The 16,269-nt window shown below is 67.0% G+C and carries 15 protein-coding genes; 7 read left to right on the top strand and 8 right to left on the bottom strand.

The genetic code is table 11. The features are described from left to right. Positions 1-9 precede the first annotated feature (9 nt). The 4 genes from secF to ASE02_RS21100 all read left to right on the top strand — a co-directional run bounded on the left by secF (position 10) and on the right by ASE02_RS21100 (position 2,767). On the top strand, positions 10-951 hold the full coding sequence (gene secF / locus ASE02_RS21115) for a protein translocase subunit SecF (RefSeq protein ID WP_056737117.1): 942 nt from the start codon (positions 10-12) through the stop codon (positions 949-951). A gap of 9 nt (positions 952-960) precedes the next feature. Then, positions 961-1,320, top strand: a complete 360-nt coding sequence (locus tag ASE02_RS21110) for an Mth938-like domain-containing protein (protein ID WP_056737115.1) — start codon at positions 961-963, stop codon at positions 1,318-1,320. An 82-nt stretch (positions 1,321-1,402) separates the two neighbouring features. After that, a complete protein-coding gene (locus ASE02_RS21105; protein WP_056737113.1) occupies positions 1,403-2,002 on the top strand; it encodes a urate hydroxylase PuuD in 600 nt (199 codons plus the stop codon). 60 nt (positions 2,003-2,062) lie between these two features. Next, entirely contained in the window at positions 2,063-2,767 is a 705-nt protein-coding gene (locus ASE02_RS21100) for a squalene/phytoene synthase family protein (protein WP_056737111.1), read from the top strand. A gap of 114 nt (positions 2,768-2,881) precedes the next feature. Here the strand turns inward: ASE02_RS21100 and trmFO are convergent, their stop codons facing one another. Next, positions 2,882-4,288 (bottom strand): methylenetetrahydrofolate--tRNA-(uracil(54)-C(5))-methyltransferase (FADH(2)-oxidizing) TrmFO, encoded by a 1,407-nt coding sequence (gene trmFO / locus ASE02_RS21095; protein ID WP_056737109.1) that lies wholly within the window; start codon positions 4,286-4,288, stop codon positions 2,882-2,884. 130 nt (positions 4,289-4,418) lie between these two features. On the opposite strand from trmFO, the gene ASE02_RS21090 reads away from it, so the two are divergent. Next, positions 4,419-5,297, top strand: coding sequence for a hypothetical protein (locus tag ASE02_RS21090; RefSeq protein WP_056737107.1), 879 nt, complete (start codon positions 4,419-4,421; stop codon positions 5,295-5,297). Positions 5,298-5,352: 55 nt separating this feature from the next. On the opposite strand, the gene ASE02_RS21085 is transcribed toward ASE02_RS21090, so the two are convergent. After that, complete coding sequence (locus ASE02_RS21085) at positions 5,353-5,964, bottom strand: glutathione S-transferase family protein (protein WP_056737105.1); 612 nt, start codon at positions 5,962-5,964, stop codon at positions 5,353-5,355. Positions 5,965-6,102: 138 nt separating this feature from the next. On the opposite strand from ASE02_RS21085, the gene ASE02_RS21080 reads away from it, so the two are divergent. Further along, entirely contained in the window at positions 6,103-6,648 is a 546-nt protein-coding gene (locus tag ASE02_RS21080) for a methylated-DNA--[protein]-cysteine S-methyltransferase (RefSeq protein WP_056737103.1), read from the top strand. Positions 6,649-6,784: 136 nt separating this feature from the next. Here the strand turns inward: ASE02_RS21080 and uvrA are convergent, their stop codons facing one another. The 5 genes from uvrA to ada all read right to left on the bottom strand — a co-directional run bounded on the left by uvrA (position 6,785) and on the right by ada (position 13,406). After that, positions 6,785-9,682, bottom strand: a complete 2,898-nt coding sequence (gene uvrA / locus ASE02_RS21075) for an excinuclease ABC subunit UvrA (protein WP_056737101.1) — start codon at positions 9,680-9,682, stop codon at positions 6,785-6,787. A gap of 168 nt (positions 9,683-9,850) precedes the next feature. Next, positions 9,851-11,071, bottom strand: coding sequence for a dipeptidase (locus tag ASE02_RS21070; protein WP_235536777.1), 1,221 nt, complete (start codon positions 11,069-11,071; stop codon positions 9,851-9,853). Between the two features lie 63 nt (positions 11,072-11,134). Beyond that, positions 11,135-11,605, bottom strand: a complete 471-nt coding sequence (locus tag ASE02_RS21065) for a DUF1203 domain-containing protein (protein ID WP_056737099.1) — start codon at positions 11,603-11,605, stop codon at positions 11,135-11,137. A gap of 17 nt (positions 11,606-11,622) precedes the next feature. After that, positions 11,623-12,354 (bottom strand): 2OG-Fe(II) oxygenase, encoded by a 732-nt coding sequence (locus tag ASE02_RS21060; protein WP_056737097.1) that lies wholly within the window; start codon positions 12,352-12,354, stop codon positions 11,623-11,625. Then, positions 12,351-13,406, bottom strand: a complete 1,056-nt coding sequence (gene ada / locus ASE02_RS21055; RefSeq protein WP_056737095.1) for a bifunctional DNA-binding transcriptional regulator/O6-methylguanine-DNA methyltransferase Ada — start codon at positions 13,404-13,406, stop codon at positions 12,351-12,353. Before ada ends, ASE02_RS21060 begins: the two co-directional genes overlap by 4 nt. Before the next feature lie 243 nt (positions 13,407-13,649). Here ada and ASE02_RS21050 point away from each other — a divergent pair, with 243 nt between their 5' ends. Then, positions 13,650-15,233, top strand: coding sequence for an ABC-F family ATP-binding cassette domain-containing protein (locus ASE02_RS21050; RefSeq protein WP_056737093.1), 1,584 nt, complete (start codon positions 13,650-13,652; stop codon positions 15,231-15,233). A 7-nt stretch (positions 15,234-15,240) separates the two neighbouring features. On the opposite strand, the gene ASE02_RS21045 is transcribed toward ASE02_RS21050, so the two are convergent. Continuing rightward, complete coding sequence (locus tag ASE02_RS21045; RefSeq protein WP_056737091.1) at positions 15,241-16,155, bottom strand: PAS domain-containing protein; 915 nt, start codon at positions 16,153-16,155, stop codon at positions 15,241-15,243. Positions 16,156-16,269 lie beyond the last annotated feature (114 nt).

The raw sequence follows: 16,269 nt of genomic DNA, 5'->3' as shown, positions 1-16,269 counted from the left end.
GTCCCAATCATGCATTGGCCTCTGATCCGTCTTCTGCCGCGCGAGTTCCACTTCAACTTCGTGAAGCTGGCTCCGTATGCGGCGATCCTGTCGGCGATCCTGATCACGCTCTCGGGCGTGTCGTTCTTCACCAAGGGCCTGAACCTCGGCATCGACTTCATCGGCGGGTCGCTGATCGAGGTGCAGACCAAGGGACCAGCCAACATCGCCCTGCTGCGCTCCACCATGAGCAGCGTCGGCGGTGAGGACGCCCAGGTGCAGCAACTGGGAACCGAGAACGGCGCCATGCTGCGTTTCCGGACCGCCGAGGGCGTCAACGCCGTCGACGGCGCCGAGCGCATCAAGGCCGAGCTGTCCAAGGTGTTCCCCGGCATCACCTTCAAGAAGGTCGAGGTCGTCGGGCCCAAGGTCTCCGGCGAGCTGATGCAGGGCGGCTTCATGGCGCTCGGCATCGCGACGTTCCTGATGCTGCTCTACATCTGGTTCCGCTTCCAGCTGCAGTTCGGGCTCGGCGCCGTGGTCGCCGTGTTCCACGACGTGCTGCTGACGCTGGGGGTGTTGTCGTTCACCCACCTCGAATTCTCGATGACCTCGATCGCCGCCTTGCTGACGGTCATCGGCTATTCGATGAACGAGAAGGTCATCACCTTCGACCGACTTCGCGAGAACCTGCGCAAGTACAAGACCGCGCCGCTCGCCGACGTCATCAACCGTTCGGAGAACGAGCGTCTGTCGCGGACCTTGATCACTGGCACCACGGCGATCCTGGCCCTGTCGGGCGCATTGTTCCTCGGCGGCCCGGTGCTGTTGCCGCTGGTCTTCACCATGGTCTTCGGCATCGTCGTGGGCACCTATTCGTCCATCTACGTCGCCCTGCCGATCATCCTGCTCTGGGGTGTGAAGCGCGGCGACGAGCCGGCCGAGCCGCTCAAGCCCGCGACCGCGCGCTAGGTCCCTGTCGTGGCTCGGGACGCGCCGCAGATCGACGCCTTTGGGGGAGGCGGCTTCCGCCTCTCCACCGGGCGGCACGAGGGCTCGCTGCTGATCTTGCGAGACGAGGCGCAGGTTTGGCCGGTCCGATCGCTGGCCGACCTGTCGCCTGACAGCTTCGCGCAGGTCCTGGCCGCGGGCCGCGCCGAGGTGGAGTTCGTGCTGCTGGGGGTGGGGGCGGTCAACGCCCTGCCGCCTCGGGCGGTGCGCGAGGCGCTGCAGAAGGCGGGCATCGGCCTGGAGTTCATGGACACCCCGGCCGCCTGCCGGGTCTACAACATCCTGACCGCCGAAGGCCGCAAGTTGGCGGCCGCCATGATTGCGGTCTAGCTAATTACCGCCGCGCCTTTCCGGTTTCCGCGAAACGCCCTATATCCAAACACCTAGGGCTGGAATCGTAAGGGGCTGAACGATGGCTGGACTGCTCTCCAATTTCCGAAACACCATGATCGTGAGCTTCTTGCTCGCGCTCGTCATGATCGGCGGCTACATGGCCCATAACGGGACCGCCGACACGATCTTCTGGCAGGCGGTCTTCCGCTGGATGCACACCTTCTTCGGCATCCTCTGGATCGGCCTGCTGTACTATTTCAACTTCGTCCAGATCCGCAAAATGCCGGAAATCCCGGCTGAGCTGAAACCGGCGATCTCCAAGTACATCGCGCCTGAAGCGCTGTTCTGGTTCCGTTGGGCGGCGCTCGCCACCTGGGTGATGGGCGTGATCCTCGCCTTCAACCGCGGCTATCTGGTCGACGCCATCACGCTGGGCGCGCTCAGCGGCGTGGCGCAACACACCTTCATCGGCACCGGCATGTGGCTGGCGACGGTGATGTTCTTCAACGTCTGGGTGTTCATCTGGCCGAACCAGAAGATCGCGCTTGGCATCGTCGAAGGCGATGCTGACGCCAAGGCCAAGGCCGGCAAGACCGCGATGCTGTTCTCGCGCATCAACACGCTGCTCTCGCTGCCGATGCTGGTCACCATGACCATGAATCAGACCATCTTCGGCTGACGATAGAAGCCGAGTAAGATTGGAAGGCCCGCCTCATCGGCGGGCCTTTTCATTTGTGACATGTCCCAGACCGAAGAACCTCACATCCCCGCCGAAGACCTCGACGCCCAGACCCGGCGTCTTGATCCGGAACGCTGGTTGTCCAGCCGCTTCATCGCGGACGCCGACGCGCGCGCCGACGTCATCGCGATCTACGCCTTCGACCATGAGTTGGCCCGCGCCCCGAAGGTCGCCTCCAATTCGCTGATGGGCGAGATCCGCCTGACCTGGTGGCGAGAGGTGCTGGACGAGGTCTATGAGGACCGCGCCGTCCGCCATCATCCGGCCGCCCAGGCGCTGGCCCTGGCTATCGACCGCCGGGGCCTGCCGCGCGCGCCGCTGGAGGCGATGATCGAGGCCCGCTATCGCGAACTTGATCCTGCGCCGATGAACCTGGCCGACGCCCTGGAGTGGGCGGCGGGGGCGGGGGGCGGAGCCGCCGTCAGCGCCGCCCGCGTGCTCGACCCCGCGGTCGACGTGATCCGGGCCGAACAGGGCGGCAAGGCTTGGGCTATCGGTCGGTTGATGGGTACGGCCGGTCTTACCGGCACGGAGGCCCAGGCGGCGCTTCGGCAGGCCCTGAAGGCTGCCGGCGGGCTGTCGGTCGACGCCTTCCCAGCCATTGCGCACGCCACCCTGGCCCGCCCTCGCGCACACGGGCGCAGGCCGTCCGAGCTGGAGATGCGGCTGCGCCTGCTGTGGGCGGTGGCGAGGGGGCGGGTCTAGGCCCCCTCCGTCGCGCTTCGCGCGCCACCTCCCCCAGTGGGGGAGGATCTGAGTCATCACTAGATGCTCCCCCTCTGGGGGAGCTGTCGGCGCAGCCGACTGAGGGGGACCGCCCTATTCGGCCGCGATCGACGTTTCGCCAGCCGCCCAGGCGCCGAGATCGGCCAGGGCGCGTTCGCCGACCGCCAGCTTCTTGGCGCGGCCCTTTTCCTTCGATCCGATGCGGCTGCCGTCCTCACGCCGCTTGGCGCCGGCTTCTTCCAGCGGCGGCAACAGACCGTAGTTGATGTTCATCGGCTGGAACGAGCCCTTGCCGGCGTCGAGGTGGCCGCCGGTGATGTGGCCGATCAGGGCGCCCAGCGCGGTCGTCGCCGGCGGCGCCTCGATGGGCTTGCCCAGCCGTTCGGCCGCGGCGAACCGACCGGCCAGCAGGCCGATGGCGGCGCTTTCCACATACCCCTCGACCCCGGTCACCTGGCCGGCGAACCGCAGGCGCGGCTGGCTCTTCATGCGCAGTTGGCCGTCCAGCAGCTTGGGGCTGTTCAGGAAGGTGTTGCGGTGCAGGCCGCCGAGACGGGCGAAGACCGCTTTTTCCAGGCCCGGGATCATGCGGAAGATGTCGGTCTGGGCGCCGTGCTTCAGCTTGGTCTGGAAGCCGACCATGTTCCACAGCGTGCCCAGGGCGTTGTCCTGGCGCAGTTGGACGATAGCGTATGACTTCACCAGCGGATCGCGGGGGTTGGTCAGGCCGACAGGCTTCATCGGTCCGTGGCGCAGGGTTTCGCGACCGCGCTCGGCCATCACCTCGATGGGCAGGCAGCCGTCGAAATAGGGCACGTTCTCCCAGTCCTTGAACTCGGACTTGGGACCGGCCAGCAGGGCGTCGATGAAGGCTTCGTACTGCTCCTTGTTCATCGGGCAGTTGATGTAGGCGGCCGCGTCGCCGCCGGGGCCGACCTTGTCATAGCGCGACTGACGCCAGCAGACGTCCATGTCGACCGAGTCGAAATTGATGATCGGCGCGATGGCGTCGAAGAACGACAGCTCGCCTTCGCCGGTCAGGTCGAGAATGGCGGCCGACAGCGCCGGCGAGGTGAGGGGGCCGGTGGCCACGATCACGTTGTCCCATTCGGCCGGCGGCAGGCCGGCGACTTCCTCGCGCTGGATGGTGATCAGCGGGTGGGCCTCGAGCCTGGCGGTCACGGCCTGCGAGAAGCCGTCGCGGTCGACGGCCAGCGCGCCGCCGGCCGGGACCTGATGGGCGTCGCCGCAGGACATGATGATCGAGGACAGCTTGCGCATCTCATGATGCAACAGGCCGACCGCGTTCCCGGTCCAGTCGTCGGCGCGGAACGAGTTGGAGCAGACCAGCTCGGCCAGGCCGTCGGTCTGGTGGGCGTCGGTGCCGCGCACGGGACGCATTTCGTGCAGAACGACCGGGACGCCGGCCTCCGCGACTTGCCAGGCGGCTTCGGAACCGGCGAGGCCGCCGCCGACGATATGAACAGGTTGGATCGACATGCGTGACTAACTAGCAACGATCCACCGACTTCGCGAGCTAGGCCTTGCGAGGACCGAGGCGCATCCCCAGAATTCGCATCGAATGGGCGGCTGACTCGTTATTTGGCGAGGACCTGGCCTGGGGATTGAAATGACTGCGTTCTCGGCGACTGACGCCGCTTTCGAAGGCTTCAGGGTCGCACGCGAGAAGCCGAGGGTCTTGCTGGCCTGGGCGGTGTTCTCGTTCCTGGTGAGCATCTGTAGCGCGATCTACCTGGTCAGCATCGGGGAGGACGCGCGCGCGTTGCTCGAGGCCGGCGCCTCACAGCAGGCCGCTGATCCGCAAGCTCTGCTCGCCATGATGGGCGACATGGCCCCGATGCTGGTGATGGGCCTGGCCGTCCAGTGCGTCATGGCCGCCGCGGTCTACCGGATCTTGCTGCGGCCGGAGGACAAGGGGCTCGCCTATTTGAAGCTCAGCATGGACGAGGTGCGCCTGGCCCTGCTGACGTTCATCTACGTGTTGCTGGCCGCCGCGATGCTCTTCGTCGTGGTCCTGATGGCCGGCCTGATCGCCTTCGCGGCCTCGGCCGCCGGGCAGGGCGCGGCGGTGCTGGTCGGGGTCGCCAGCGAAATGTTCTTCCTGGGCCTGCTGTTCTTCTGCGCCGTGCGGCTCTCGCTGGCGCCGGCCATCACCTTCGCCGAGCGGCGACTGGCGATCTTCGATTCCTGGACCCTGACGCGCGGCCAGTTCTGGCGTCTGACCGGGGCCTATGTCCTGGCGATCTGCGGGATCGCGGTGATCGGCTTGCTGGTTCTGGTGCTGGTCTCGTTGATCGCAGCGATCCTCATGGGCGGGGACTTCAAGGCGGCCGGCGCTCTGTTCCAACCGGACCAGAGTTCGCTGGTGAGCTACTTCTCCCCGGCCGTGATCATCTATCTGATCGTCGCCGCCTGGGTCAGCGCTCTCAACTATGCGGTGATGATCGCTCCTGCGGCCATGGCCTATCGGGAGCTCTCAAAGGGCTGATCGGAACCCTGGAGTTTGACCGCCGAGCGATCAAACTCCAGATCTCGAAAATGCCTTAGGCGTCAGCGCTCGGCCTGGCCTTCATGCGGGCGCGCCAGGCCTTCAGGTTCTTGAACTCGTCCTCGACGGGCAGGCCGATCCATTCGGCGAAGTCCACCGTGGACAGCAGGCAGATGTCGGCCATGGTGAAGGTGTCGCCGACCAGGAAGTCGCGGCCTTCGAGTTCGCGGTTCAGGTACTTCTGAGCGCCCTTGTAGGTCTCGGCGTTGGACTGGCCGAAGTCCTTGAATTGGTTCAGCAGGGCCGCTGTGCGCGGGTGGGCGTGACGCCAGAAATTGCCGACCGGCATCATCACGGCGAACTCGACGCGGCGGATCCATTGGTCGACCAGGGCCTTCTCCACCGGCGTGGCGCCGAACAGCGGCGGCTGCGGGTGGGTCTCCTCGAAATAACGGCAGATGGCGACGGTTTCGGAGATACAGGTCCCGTCGTCCAACTCCAGCGTCGGCAATTGGCCCATCGAGTTCTTGGCCCGGAACTCAGGCGATTTGTGCTCGCGCTTCATCATGTTGACCGTGGTCTCGGGGAGGTCGATCCCCTTCTCCGCCAAGAAAATGCGGACACGGCGAGGGTTCGGCGCCGGCATCGGCGCGCCATAAAGGATCATGGGAAGCTCCCTAAATGTTCAAACTATGCGGCCAAGCTATTTCGAACACGCGTTTGAATGCAAGGCTTCATTGAGCGCCGTTAGGTGAAGGTCCGAAAGCCGCGAGCAGGGCCTCGCCGGGGGTGCTAGATTTGGCCTATGACCCAGGGCTTCTGTCTTTTTGAAACCGCTATCGGGACCTGCGGCGTCGCCTGGGGCGAACGCGGCCTGACCGGCGTACAGCTGCCGCAGTCGGAAGGCGGCGACCCGCGCGTGCGGCTGGCCAGGCGCTATCCGCAGGCCGCTGAAGCCGATCCGCCGCCGGCCGTGGCCGATGCGATCGCCGGTATGCAGGCGCTGCTGGCGGGCGAGCCGCGCGACCTGCTGGAGGTCGAGCTCGACACCAGCGGCCTGGCCCCGCTCAACGCCCAGGTCTACGAAATCTCGCGGGCCATCCCGCCCGGCCAGACCCTGACCTATGGCGACATCGCCCGGCGGCTCGGCGACGTCAGCCTCTCGCGCGCGGTAGGGCAGGCGCTGGGCGCCAATCCGTGGCCCATCGTGGTGCCGTGTCACCGCATCCTGGCGGCGGGCGGCCGCAAGGGCGGCTTCTCCGCGCCCGGCGGAGCGGACACCAAGCTGCGGATGCTGGAGATCGAAGGCGCGCTGGCGCCCGAGACCCTGCCGCTGTTCGGCGGGCGGTAGCCAGCAAAGTCGTCATCCTCCGGGCTCGCGAAGCGAGATCCGGGGGACCCAGGCGGCGGCTCTCGTCCTGCAATTCGGCTTTGGTCCCCCGGATCGTCTTTCAGACGACGGGAGGATGACGAACTGTGATGGCGCCCTAAGCCCGCAGCTTGGCGCGTCGGGCGCCGGCGCGGTCTTCGTGGCGCTTGAGGATCTCGGCAAGGTAGCGGCCGGTCCAGCTGTTGGTGTTGGCGGCGACCTGTTCGGGTGACCCCTGGGCCACGATCTCGCCGCCGCCGTCGCCGCCCTCGGGACCGAAGTCAACGATCCAGTCGGCGGTTTTCACGACGTCGAGATTGTGCTCGATGACCACCATGGTGTTGCCCTGGTCGGCCAGCTCGTGGAGCACTTCCAGCAGCTTCTTCACGTCCTCGAAGTGCAGGCCGGTGGTCGGTTCGTCGAGGATGTAGAGGGTCTTGCCGGTCGCGCGGCGTGACAGCTCCTTGCTCAGTTTCACGCGCTGGGCCTCGCCGCCCGACAGCGTCGTGGCCGACTGGCCGACCTTGACGTAGCTGAGGCCGACGCGCTTGAGCGTCTCCATCTTGTCGCGGACCGGCGGCACGGCCTTGAAGAAGTCGGCGGCCTCCTCGACGGTCATGTCGAGGACGTCGGAGATCGACTTGCCCTTGAACAGCACCTCGAGCGTTTCGCGGTTGTAGCGCTTGCCATGGCACACATCGCAGGTGACGTAGACGTCGGGCAGGAAGTGCATCTCGATCTTGATCAGCCCGTCGCCCTGGCAGGCCTCGCAGCGGCCGCCCTTGACGTTGAAGCTGAACCGGCCCGGTCCATAGCCGCGGGCCTTGGATTCCGGGAGGCCGGCGAACCAGTCGCGGATCGGCTGGAAGGCGCCGGTATAGGTCGCCGGGTTCGAGCGCGGCGTGCGGCCGATCGGCGACTGGTCGATGTCGATGACCTTGTCGAACAGCTCCAACCCCTCGATCTTCTCGTGGGGGGCGGGGGCGTCCGAGGCGTTGTGCAGCCGGCGGGCGGCGGCCTTGTAGAGGGTCTCGATGGTGAAGGTCGACTTGCCGCCGCCGGACACGCCGGTGATGCAGGTGAAGGTCCCGGCCGGGATCTCGGCGGTGACGTTCTTCAGGTTGTTGCCGGTGGCCCCGATAACCCGCAGCACCTTCTTCTTGGAGATCGGCCGGCGCTCCTCGGGGATCTCGATCTCGCGGGCGCCGGAGAGGTACTGGCCGGTGATGCTGTTGGGATTGGCCATCACATCGGCGGGCGTGCCCTGGGCGATGATCTCGCCGCCGTGGACGCCGGCCGCCGGACCCATGTCGATCACATAGTCGGCGGTCATGATCGCCTCTTCGTCGTGCTCGACGACGAGGACCGAATTGCCGAGATCGCGCAGTCCCTTCAGGCTTTCCAGCAGGCGGGTGTTGTCGCGCTGGTGCAGGCCGATCGACGGCTCGTCCAGCACGTACAGAACGCCGGTCAGGCCCGAGCCGATCTGGCTGGCCAGGCGGATGCGCTGGCTCTCGCCGCCCGACAGGGTGCCGGAGGCGCGGCTCATGTTGAGATAGTCGAGGCCGACATTGACCAGGAACCGCAGGCGATCATTGATCTCCTTCAGGATCCGGCGGGCGATCTCCATCTGCTTGTCGGTCAGGCTGTCCTGTAGCCCGGTGAACCATTCCTCGGCGTGACGGATCGACAGGCGGCTGGCCTGGCCGATGTGCTGGCCGGCGATCTTCACGGCCAGGGCTTCGGGCTTCAGGCGATAGCCCTCGCAGGCCTCGCAGGGTGTTTCGGACTGGTAGCGGCCCAGTTCCTCGCGGACCCAGGATGAGTCGGTCTCGCGCCAGCGGCGCTCCAGGTTCGGCAGCACGCCCTCGAAGGTCTTGTTGACCTCGTACTTCCGGGCGTTGTCGTCATAGACGAACTTGATCTTCTCCGAGCCCGATCCGTACAGCACCACCAGCTTGGCGCCCTCGGGCAGCTTCCACCACGACATGTCCATGGAGAAGCCGTAGTGGCCGGCCAGGGCCTGCAGGGTCTGGGTGTAGAGCGGCGAGGGGCCCTTGGCCCAGGGCGCGATGGCGCCCTTGTGCAGGGTCTTGTCCTTGTCCGGCACGATCATGTCGGCGTCGAAGGCGAGCTTGGCGCCCAGGCCGTCGCAGACCGGGCAGGCGCCGTAGGGATTGTTGAACGAGAACAGCCGCGGCTCGATCTCGCTGATCGTGAAGCCGGAGACCGGGCAGGCGAACTTCTCGGAGAACAGCATCCGGCGCGGCTCGGCCTCGCCCTCGGCCTTGTCCGCCCATTCGGCGACCGCGATCCCGTCGGCCAGTTTCAGCGCCGTCTCCAGGCTGTCGGCGTAGCGGCTTTCCAGCCCGCTCTTGGTGACCAGGCGGTCCACGACGATGTCGATGTCGTGCTTGAACTTCTTGTCGAGGGTGGGCGCGTCCTCGATCGGATAGAACTCGCCATTGATCTTCAGGCGCTGGAAGCCCGACTTCTGCCACTCGGCGATTTCCTTGCGGTACTCGCCCTTGCGGCCGCGCACGACGGGGGCCAGCAGGTAGAGCCGCTCGCCCTCGGGCAGGGCGGTCAGCTTGTCGACCATCATCGAGACGGTCTGGCTCTCGATCGGCAGGCCGGTGGCCGGCGAATAGGGCACCCCGACCCGCGCCCACAGCAGGCGCATATAGTCGTGGATCTCGGTGACCGTGCCGACGGTGGAGCGCGGATTGCGGCTGGTGGTCTTCTGCTCGATGGAGATGGCTGGCGACAGACCCTCGATCAGGTCCACGTCCGGCTTGCTCATCAGCTCCAGGAATTGGCGCGCATAGGCCGAGAGGCTCTCGACATAGCGGCGCTGGCCTTCGGCGTAGATGGTGTCGAAGGCGAGCGAGCTCTTGCCCGATCCTGACAGGCCGGTCAGCACCACGAGCTCACCGCGCGGGATGTCCACGCTGATGTCTTTGAGGTTGTGCTCACGCGCGCCGCGCACGCGGATGAAGTTCAGCTGTTCGGCCATGTTTTTCCGGAAACGCTCTCAGCCGCCGATCACCTCAGCGGGTCTCGTCCAATGTAGTTCCGAGACTCACGGATAACACAGGAACATTGTGTGAACAAACGAGCCGCGGCGGTTTAGCGCGCCAAACTAGCGTCGGCGCGACCAAAACATGTCAGCAGCCTGACGCGTCTACTTCGCCTTCAGCTCGTCGGCTTGCTTCAGGACCCGCAGGGCGTTGCCGCCCCAGAACTTGGCCAGGTCTTCCTTGCTGAAGCCGGCGGCGATCAGCCGTTCGGTGAGGGCCGGGAAGTAGGTGATGTCCTCGAAGCCGGCGATGCCGCCGCCGCCGTCGAAGTCGCCGGAGATGCCGATGTGGTCCTTACCCGCCACCTGGGCGGCGTGCAGGATGTGCTTCATCAGGTCGTCCATATTGGCGCGGGGCAGCGGATATTTCGCCTCGATCGCCGCCCGCGCCTGGCGATAGGCCTCGCGCTTCTCGGGCGCCACCGCGCGCGGCGAGCCATAGGTCTTGGTCAGCTCAGCCAAGGCGGCGTTGCGCTCGGGATTGGCGGGGATGTCCTTCATGTAGCCGGAGAAGGCGTTGATCTGGATCACGCCGCCCTTGGCCGCCAGCTTGCGCAGCAGGTCGTCGGGGGCGTTGCGCGGGTGGTTGTAGATCGCCTTGGCGCCCGAGTGCGACAGGATGATCGGCGCGGTGGAGAGGTCCAGCATCTGGTCCAGCACCTGGTCGGAGGCGTGGCTGGCGTCGAGCAGGATGCCCAGGCGGTTGGCCTCGGCCACGAACTGCTTGCCGCTAGGGCTCAGGCCGCCGTGGATCGGCCCCTTGGGATCGGTGGCGGAGTCGGCCAGGTCGTTGTTGAGGAAATGGACCGGGCTCATCATCCGAACGCCCAGATCGTAGAAGGTCTTCATCAGGGTGAGGTCGCCGGCCACCGGCTGGCCGTTCTCCATGCTGATATAGACGAAGCGCTTGCCGGTCTTGGAGATCGCCTCGGCGTCCTGCGCCTTGGTGGCCAGGGTGAAGACGTCGCGGTTCGCGGCGACCATCTCGTGAATGACCACGCCGCGCATCAGCGCCTGGTCGCGGGCCGCTTCGTTGCCGGCCTTGGTGTTCGGCCCCTGCGGCGTGAAGATCGCAAAGAAGCCGCCGTCGACGCCGCCCTCGACCATGCGCGGATAGTCGACCTGGCTGCCGTCCTGCACGCTGTTGCGCTTGCGGATGTCGAAGCCGTCCACCGCCTGGTTGGCCGGGGTGTCGAAATGGGTGTCCAGCACGATGAGGCTCTCGTGCAGGGCCTTGGTCGCGGGTTTCACTTTCGGAGGGGTTTGCGCAAACACCGGCGCCGCGCTGGCCAGCAGGATCGCCAGCGGAAGACCAAACTTGAACACGAGACGCTCTCCCCGAAATGAACAGGCGCGAACCTTCAGCATTCCGGGGAGGGGGCGCAAGTCTCAGTTGCGATCGATCCGCGCCGCGAAACATCCGCGGCCCGCATTGTGGGCATGCAGATAGGCGACCTGCGGGTCTGCGAGCATCTTTTCGATCACCGGCGCCAGCATAACGCCCGGCGCGAGCTCAGCCGCCGTCATCATGCCGGCGGCGTCGAAGGCGCGAAGCGAGATGTAAGGGCGCGCCGCCAGGCATCCGGGAACCGCGTCGACCGCCCGGCGGGTCTCCATGGCCGCCTCGTTTACATAGATGGCGTGGCGCGACCGGTAGGGGCTGTCGGCCGGTTGATGCTCGTAGTTCAGCAGCAGCAGCGTCTGGCCCGCCTCGGCGTCTTCCAGAGTGATGCGGCACGGGAAGCCGGCCGAGGTGGCGGCCGTCTGGCGGATGACGCCGCGTTCGGCCAATTCACGGTCGGACAGCCCAAACATGGGGCGGAATTCTTCGACCGGCAGGCCGGTGATCACGAAGGACATGGCGGACTCCGGAGCGGTTAGAGGGCGTCGTGGAAAATGACGCCCAGGGTGTGGCGCTGGCCGCTGCGCAACTGGCTGACGCCGTGGCGCATGGTGACGCGATAGGTTCCGCGGGTTCCCTGCACCGGCCGATGGTGGACGGCGAACACCAGGGCGTCGCCCTGGCGCAGGGGCGCGACCTCGACCCGTGACTGCATGCGCGGGCGCTGTTCGGTCAGGACGAACTCGCCGCCGGTGAAGTCGGCGTCGGGCTCGGAGAGCAGCACCGCCACCTGCAGCGGGAAGACGTGCTCGCCGTAGAGATCCTGGTGCAGGCAGTTGTAGTCGCCGGGGCCGTATTGCAGCAGCAGCGGGGTCGGCCGGACCTGGCCCGCCGCATGGCAGCGTTCCAGGAACTCTGCGTGGCTCTCGGGATAGCGCACGCCGATCCCCATGGCGGTGTTCCAACGATTGGCGGTCTCGACCAGCCGGGGATAGAGCGCCCCGCGCAGACCGGCGACCAGGGCGGGCAAGGGATAGGCGAAATAGCGGTATTCGCCGCGCCCAAATCCGTGGCGACCCATCACCACCCGGCTGCGGAACCCGGCCTCCTGGCTGTAGAGCCCGGCGACAGCTCGGCATTCCTCCGGGCTCAGCAGGTTTTGGATCACCGCGCTGCCCTGGGCGTCCAGGTCGCGGGCCAGGCGGGGCCAGTCGAGGGCCGCGACGCGGTCCTCGATGGTCGGCGGGAGGGCGGCCAGGGCGCTCATGCCGCGGCCTCGCGGTCCAGCAAGGCGCGTTTGCGCTCAACGCCCCAGCGGTAGCCAGAGAGCGCCCCGTCGGTGCGCACCACACGGTGGCAGGGGATGGCGACCGCGATGGCGTTGGCCGCGCAGGCCTGGGCCACGGCGCGCACGGCCTTGGGCGAGCCGATCTTCTCGGCGATCTGCGCGTAGCCCGCAGTTTCGCCGGCGGGGATTTCGCGCAGGGCCCGCCACACCCGTTGCTGGAAGGCCGTGCCGCGTACATCCAGCGGCAGGTCCAGGCCAAGCCCCGGCTGTTCGACGAAGCCCACCACCTGGGCGACCAGGGCCTCGAACTCGGCGTCGGCGCCGACCAACTCGGCGCGGCTGAAGCGGTCCTGAAGATCGCGCGCGAGCGCTTCGGGATCATCGCCCAGCAGGATGGCGCAGACCCCCTTATCGGTGGCCGCGACCAGGATCGAGCCCAGCGAACACTCACCGATCGCGAACTTGATCACCGCGGCCTCGCCGCCGGCCCGGAATCGGGTCGGGGTCATGCCCAGCACCTGGGCCGACTTGGCGTAGAAGCGGCCACCCGAATTGAAGCCGGCGTCGTAGATCGCCTCGGTGACCGTGCCGCTGGTGGTCAGCGCTTCGCGGACCCGGCCGGCCCGATGAGCGTCGGCATAGGCTTTTGGCGTCACGCCCGCGACCGACTTGAACACCCGGTGGAAGTGGAACGGGCTGACGCCAGCCTGGGCGGCCAGGGTCTCCAGGTCGGGCGCCTCCTCGGCCGTCTCGATGCTGCGGCAGGCTTGCGCGACCATGGCGGCTTGGCGCTCGGCCAACGGCGGCTGGTCGGGCTTGCAGCGCTTGCAGGGCCGGAAACCCGCGGCCTCGGCTTGTGCCCTGGTTAGGTGGAACGCCACGTTCTCGCGCCGCGCCGGGCGGGCGGCGCAGGAGGGGCGGCAATAGACCCCGGTCGTGCGCACGGAATAGAAGAACTCGCCGTCGGCGGCGCGGTCCTTGGCGATGACGGCGGCCCAGCGGGCGCTGTCGATGTCGATTGTGGTCTGCATGTCGGATGCTCCATCGTCGTCTTGCACGATGGGATAGGCCTCTGCGAACGACGGAAAACTCTGCCTCTTGCTTTCAAATCCGCATAGCTGACGAAGATCGCAAGGGCGCGCGGAACGCGAGGTCCGATTTGCGCGAGTCCGCGTCAGACCCTATATCGGCCTCTTCACCGAGGGAGGCTCAGATCATGGAACGCGCAACGGACACCCATTCCGTCCCGAACGCCAACCTGCCCATGGTCCAACATGTCCGCCTTCATCACGCTCGACGGTCTCTCCTACAAGACGCCTGAGGGCCGCAGCCTCTTCGACAATCTGAACCTCGCCCTCGGGACCGAACGCACCGGCCTCGTGGGGCGCAACGGCGTGGGCAAGACCACCCTGCTGCGCCTGATGCTGGGCGAGCTGGCGCCGGCTTCCGGGACGGTGAGCGTTCGCGGCCGGGTCGCCGTCTTGCGCCAGGCCCTGGCCCCGAAACCGGGCGCTATCCTGGCTGACGTGCTGGGCGTGGCCGAGCCGCTGGCGCTCCTCGCGCGGATCGCGGCGGGGTATGGCGACGAGGCCGACTTCGCCGACGCCGATTGGTCGCTTGAGGCCAGGTTGGAGACGGCGCTGGCGCAGGTGGGGCTGGACGGTGTCGATCCGGCGCGGCCGGCGGCCTCGCTCAGCGGGGGGCAAGCGACCCGCGCGGCCCTGGCCGGCGTGCTGGTGCAGGAACCCGACATCGTCCTGCTGGACGAACCGACCAACAATCTCGACGTCGCCGCCCGCGCCCTGGTCGCCGAATTCCTGGCGGGCTGGAAGGGCGGGGCGGTGGTGGTCAGCCATGATCGGGCGTTGTTGCGCCAGATGGACCGCATCGTCGAACTGAGCGGCCTGGGCGCCAAGGTCTATGGCGGCGGCTACGACCTCTATGCCGAGCGCAAGGCCGAGGAGGAGGGCGCGGCGGTCCGCGACCTGGAGCAGGCCGAGCGCGCCATGGCCCGCGTCGGCCGCGAGGCCCAGGTTGCGCGGGAGAAGAAGGCGAAGCGGGATTCGGCCGGGCGCCGGTTCGCGGCCAAGGGTTCGGAACCCAAGATCCTGTTGGACGCCCAGGCCGAGCGGGCGGAGAACTCGGCCGGGCGGGAGAGCGTGCTGGCCGCCCGCCTGCGCGACGAGGCGGCGGCTGACCTGGCCGAGGCGCAAAAGCGCGTCGAGCGGTTGCGGCTGCTCGATTTCGAGCTGCCGTCGTCCAGGCTTCCGGCCGGCAAGTCGGTGCTGGTGTTCGACGAGGTGGGGTTCGCCTATCCGGGCGCGCCGCCAATCCTCTCTGGGCTCTCATTCCGCCTGACCGGGCCTGAACGGTTGGCGGTGACGGGCGCCAACGGCACGGGGAAATCCACCCTGATCAAGCTGGCGACCGGCGACCTGGCGCCATCCTACGGCCGGATCGAACTGGGCGCCCGCTCGGCGCTGCTTGACCAACAGACCGCCATGTTGAGGCCGCAGGAAACATTGATCGAGGCTTTCCAACGCCTCAATCCAGACGCTTCGGTCAACGCAGCTTATGCCGCGCTGGCCCGCTTCCTGTTCCGCAACACCGCGGCGGAAAAGCTTGTGTCGTCGCTGAGCGGCGGAGAGCGCCTGCGCGCGGCCCTGGCCTGCGTGCTGATGTCGGAGCAGCCGCCCCAGCTGCTGATCCTGGACGAGCCCACCAATCATCTCGATCTTGATTCCATCGCCGCCATCGAGGCCGCGCTCAGGGGCTATGACGGCGCGATGCTGCTGGTCAGCCACGACCGCGATTTTCTCGACGCGATCGGGGTCGAGCGGGAGATCCAGCTAGGCTAGGCGGGGCTCAAACCCCGCCTGGCTCCACCGGCGTCACGGCGATCACCAGTCCGTCCGGGACCAGGTCGTTGATCACCGTGGCGACCCCGAGCCGGACCGCCAATTCGCCGCCGTTCTTGACCAGCAGGGTGGTGGCCAGTTGGGCCGGCCGATCGCCGCGCAGCACCGCTTCCAGCGCCGTGGTGAGCTCGGGGCGGTCGCGCGGGCGGACGATGTCCGGCAGGCGGCAGGCCAGCAGTTCCTCGGTCGTGAACCCGATCAGCTTGGCGAAGTTGGCGTCGACGGTGGTCAGCACGCCGCGGACATTGAGGCGCAGGACCATCACCTGGGGCAGCATCGAGAGCGCCTCGTCCAGCGCCTTGGCCTCGTGGATCTGGGTGAGCATCTCGCGTTCGGCCGTGCGGTTCTGGATCAGCACCGCCACCCCGCCCGGATAGGGGAAGGCGCGGACCGCGTAGCGCCGGACGCCCGGCCCGTCGCCAGGCGCCTCGAAATCGAGGGCCTCGCCGGTCCGCAGGGTCCGCTTGAGTTGTTCGCTCATCACCGAGCGGGCGATGGGGGGGAACAACTCCTCCCAGAACCGTCCGACGATCTGCGAGGCGCTAAGCCCGACCAGGGCCTCGAAGACGTGATTGACCCCAGTCACGTGGAGTTGCGCGTTCAAGGCCATGAAGGCCTCGGCCACGTGATCCAGGATGGCCGATTGGCTAGTCTCGAAGGAGGGCTGGTCGGCCTCTCCAATGTGGAAGGCGGTGTCGTCTTTCCACGTCGCATAGTAATCGGCCGAGACCAGGACGACGCGCGGTCTTCCGTGGTGGGTGACGATGACCGGACCGCCGAGTGCGCGATCTTGCCATTGTCCAAAGTTCCGGCTGATCTCGCCGGCTGTGACTACCGATGGTTCCCCGTGACCGGTGTTCATCGCATTGATCGAGTTTCACGAAAACTACGCAATTTGCGCACTTAGCGGAAATCTCGCCCTTGAGCTCTACTGTGCCTATCCTAACGCTTGCGTTGCTTCGCGGACTTACGCAAC

This window comes from Phenylobacterium sp. Root700 (assembly GCF_001429025.1).
In the GTDB taxonomy this organism is placed as follows: domain Bacteria; phylum Pseudomonadota; class Alphaproteobacteria; order Caulobacterales; family Caulobacteraceae; genus Phenylobacterium.
The sequence above is the reverse complement of the archived record's forward strand: the minus strand, read 5'-3'. Positions and strand labels throughout refer to the sequence as shown.

Coding starts and splice junctions, on each gene's coding strand:
- secF (WP_056737117.1), top strand. CDS start 10: ATGCATTGGCCTCTGATCCGTCTTCTGCCGCGCGAGTTCCACTTCAAC.
- ASE02_RS21105 (WP_056737113.1), top strand. CDS start 1,403: ATGGCTGGACTGCTCTCCAATTTCCGAAACACCATGATCGTGAGCTTC.
- ASE02_RS21100 (WP_056737111.1), top strand. CDS start 2,063: ATGTCCCAGACCGAAGAACCTCACATCCCCGCCGAAGACCTCGACGCC.
- trmFO (WP_056737109.1), bottom strand. CDS start 4,288: ATGTCGATCCAACCTGTTCATATCGTCGGCGGCGGCCTCGCCGGTTCC.
- ASE02_RS21090 (WP_056737107.1), top strand. CDS start 4,419: ATGACTGCGTTCTCGGCGACTGACGCCGCTTTCGAAGGCTTCAGGGTC.
- ASE02_RS21085 (WP_056737105.1), bottom strand. CDS start 5,964: ATGATCCTTTATGGCGCGCCGATGCCGGCGCCGAACCCTCGCCGTGTC.
- ASE02_RS21080 (WP_056737103.1), top strand. CDS start 6,103: ATGACCCAGGGCTTCTGTCTTTTTGAAACCGCTATCGGGACCTGCGGC.
- uvrA (WP_056737101.1), bottom strand. CDS start 9,682: ATGGCCGAACAGCTGAACTTCATCCGCGTGCGCGGCGCGCGTGAGCAC.
- ASE02_RS21065 (WP_056737099.1), bottom strand. CDS start 11,605: ATGTCCTTCGTGATCACCGGCCTGCCGGTCGAAGAATTCCGCCCCATG.
- ASE02_RS21060 (WP_056737097.1), bottom strand. CDS start 12,354: ATGAGCGCCCTGGCCGCCCTCCCGCCGACCATCGAGGACCGCGTCGCG.
- ada (WP_056737095.1), bottom strand. CDS start 13,406: ATGCAGACCACAATCGACATCGACAGCGCCCGCTGGGCCGCCGTCATC.
- ASE02_RS21050 (WP_056737093.1), top strand. CDS start 13,650: ATGTCCGCCTTCATCACGCTCGACGGTCTCTCCTACAAGACGCCTGAG.
- ASE02_RS21045 (WP_056737091.1), bottom strand. CDS start 16,155: ATGAACACCGGTCACGGGGAACCATCGGTAGTCACAGCCGGCGAGATC.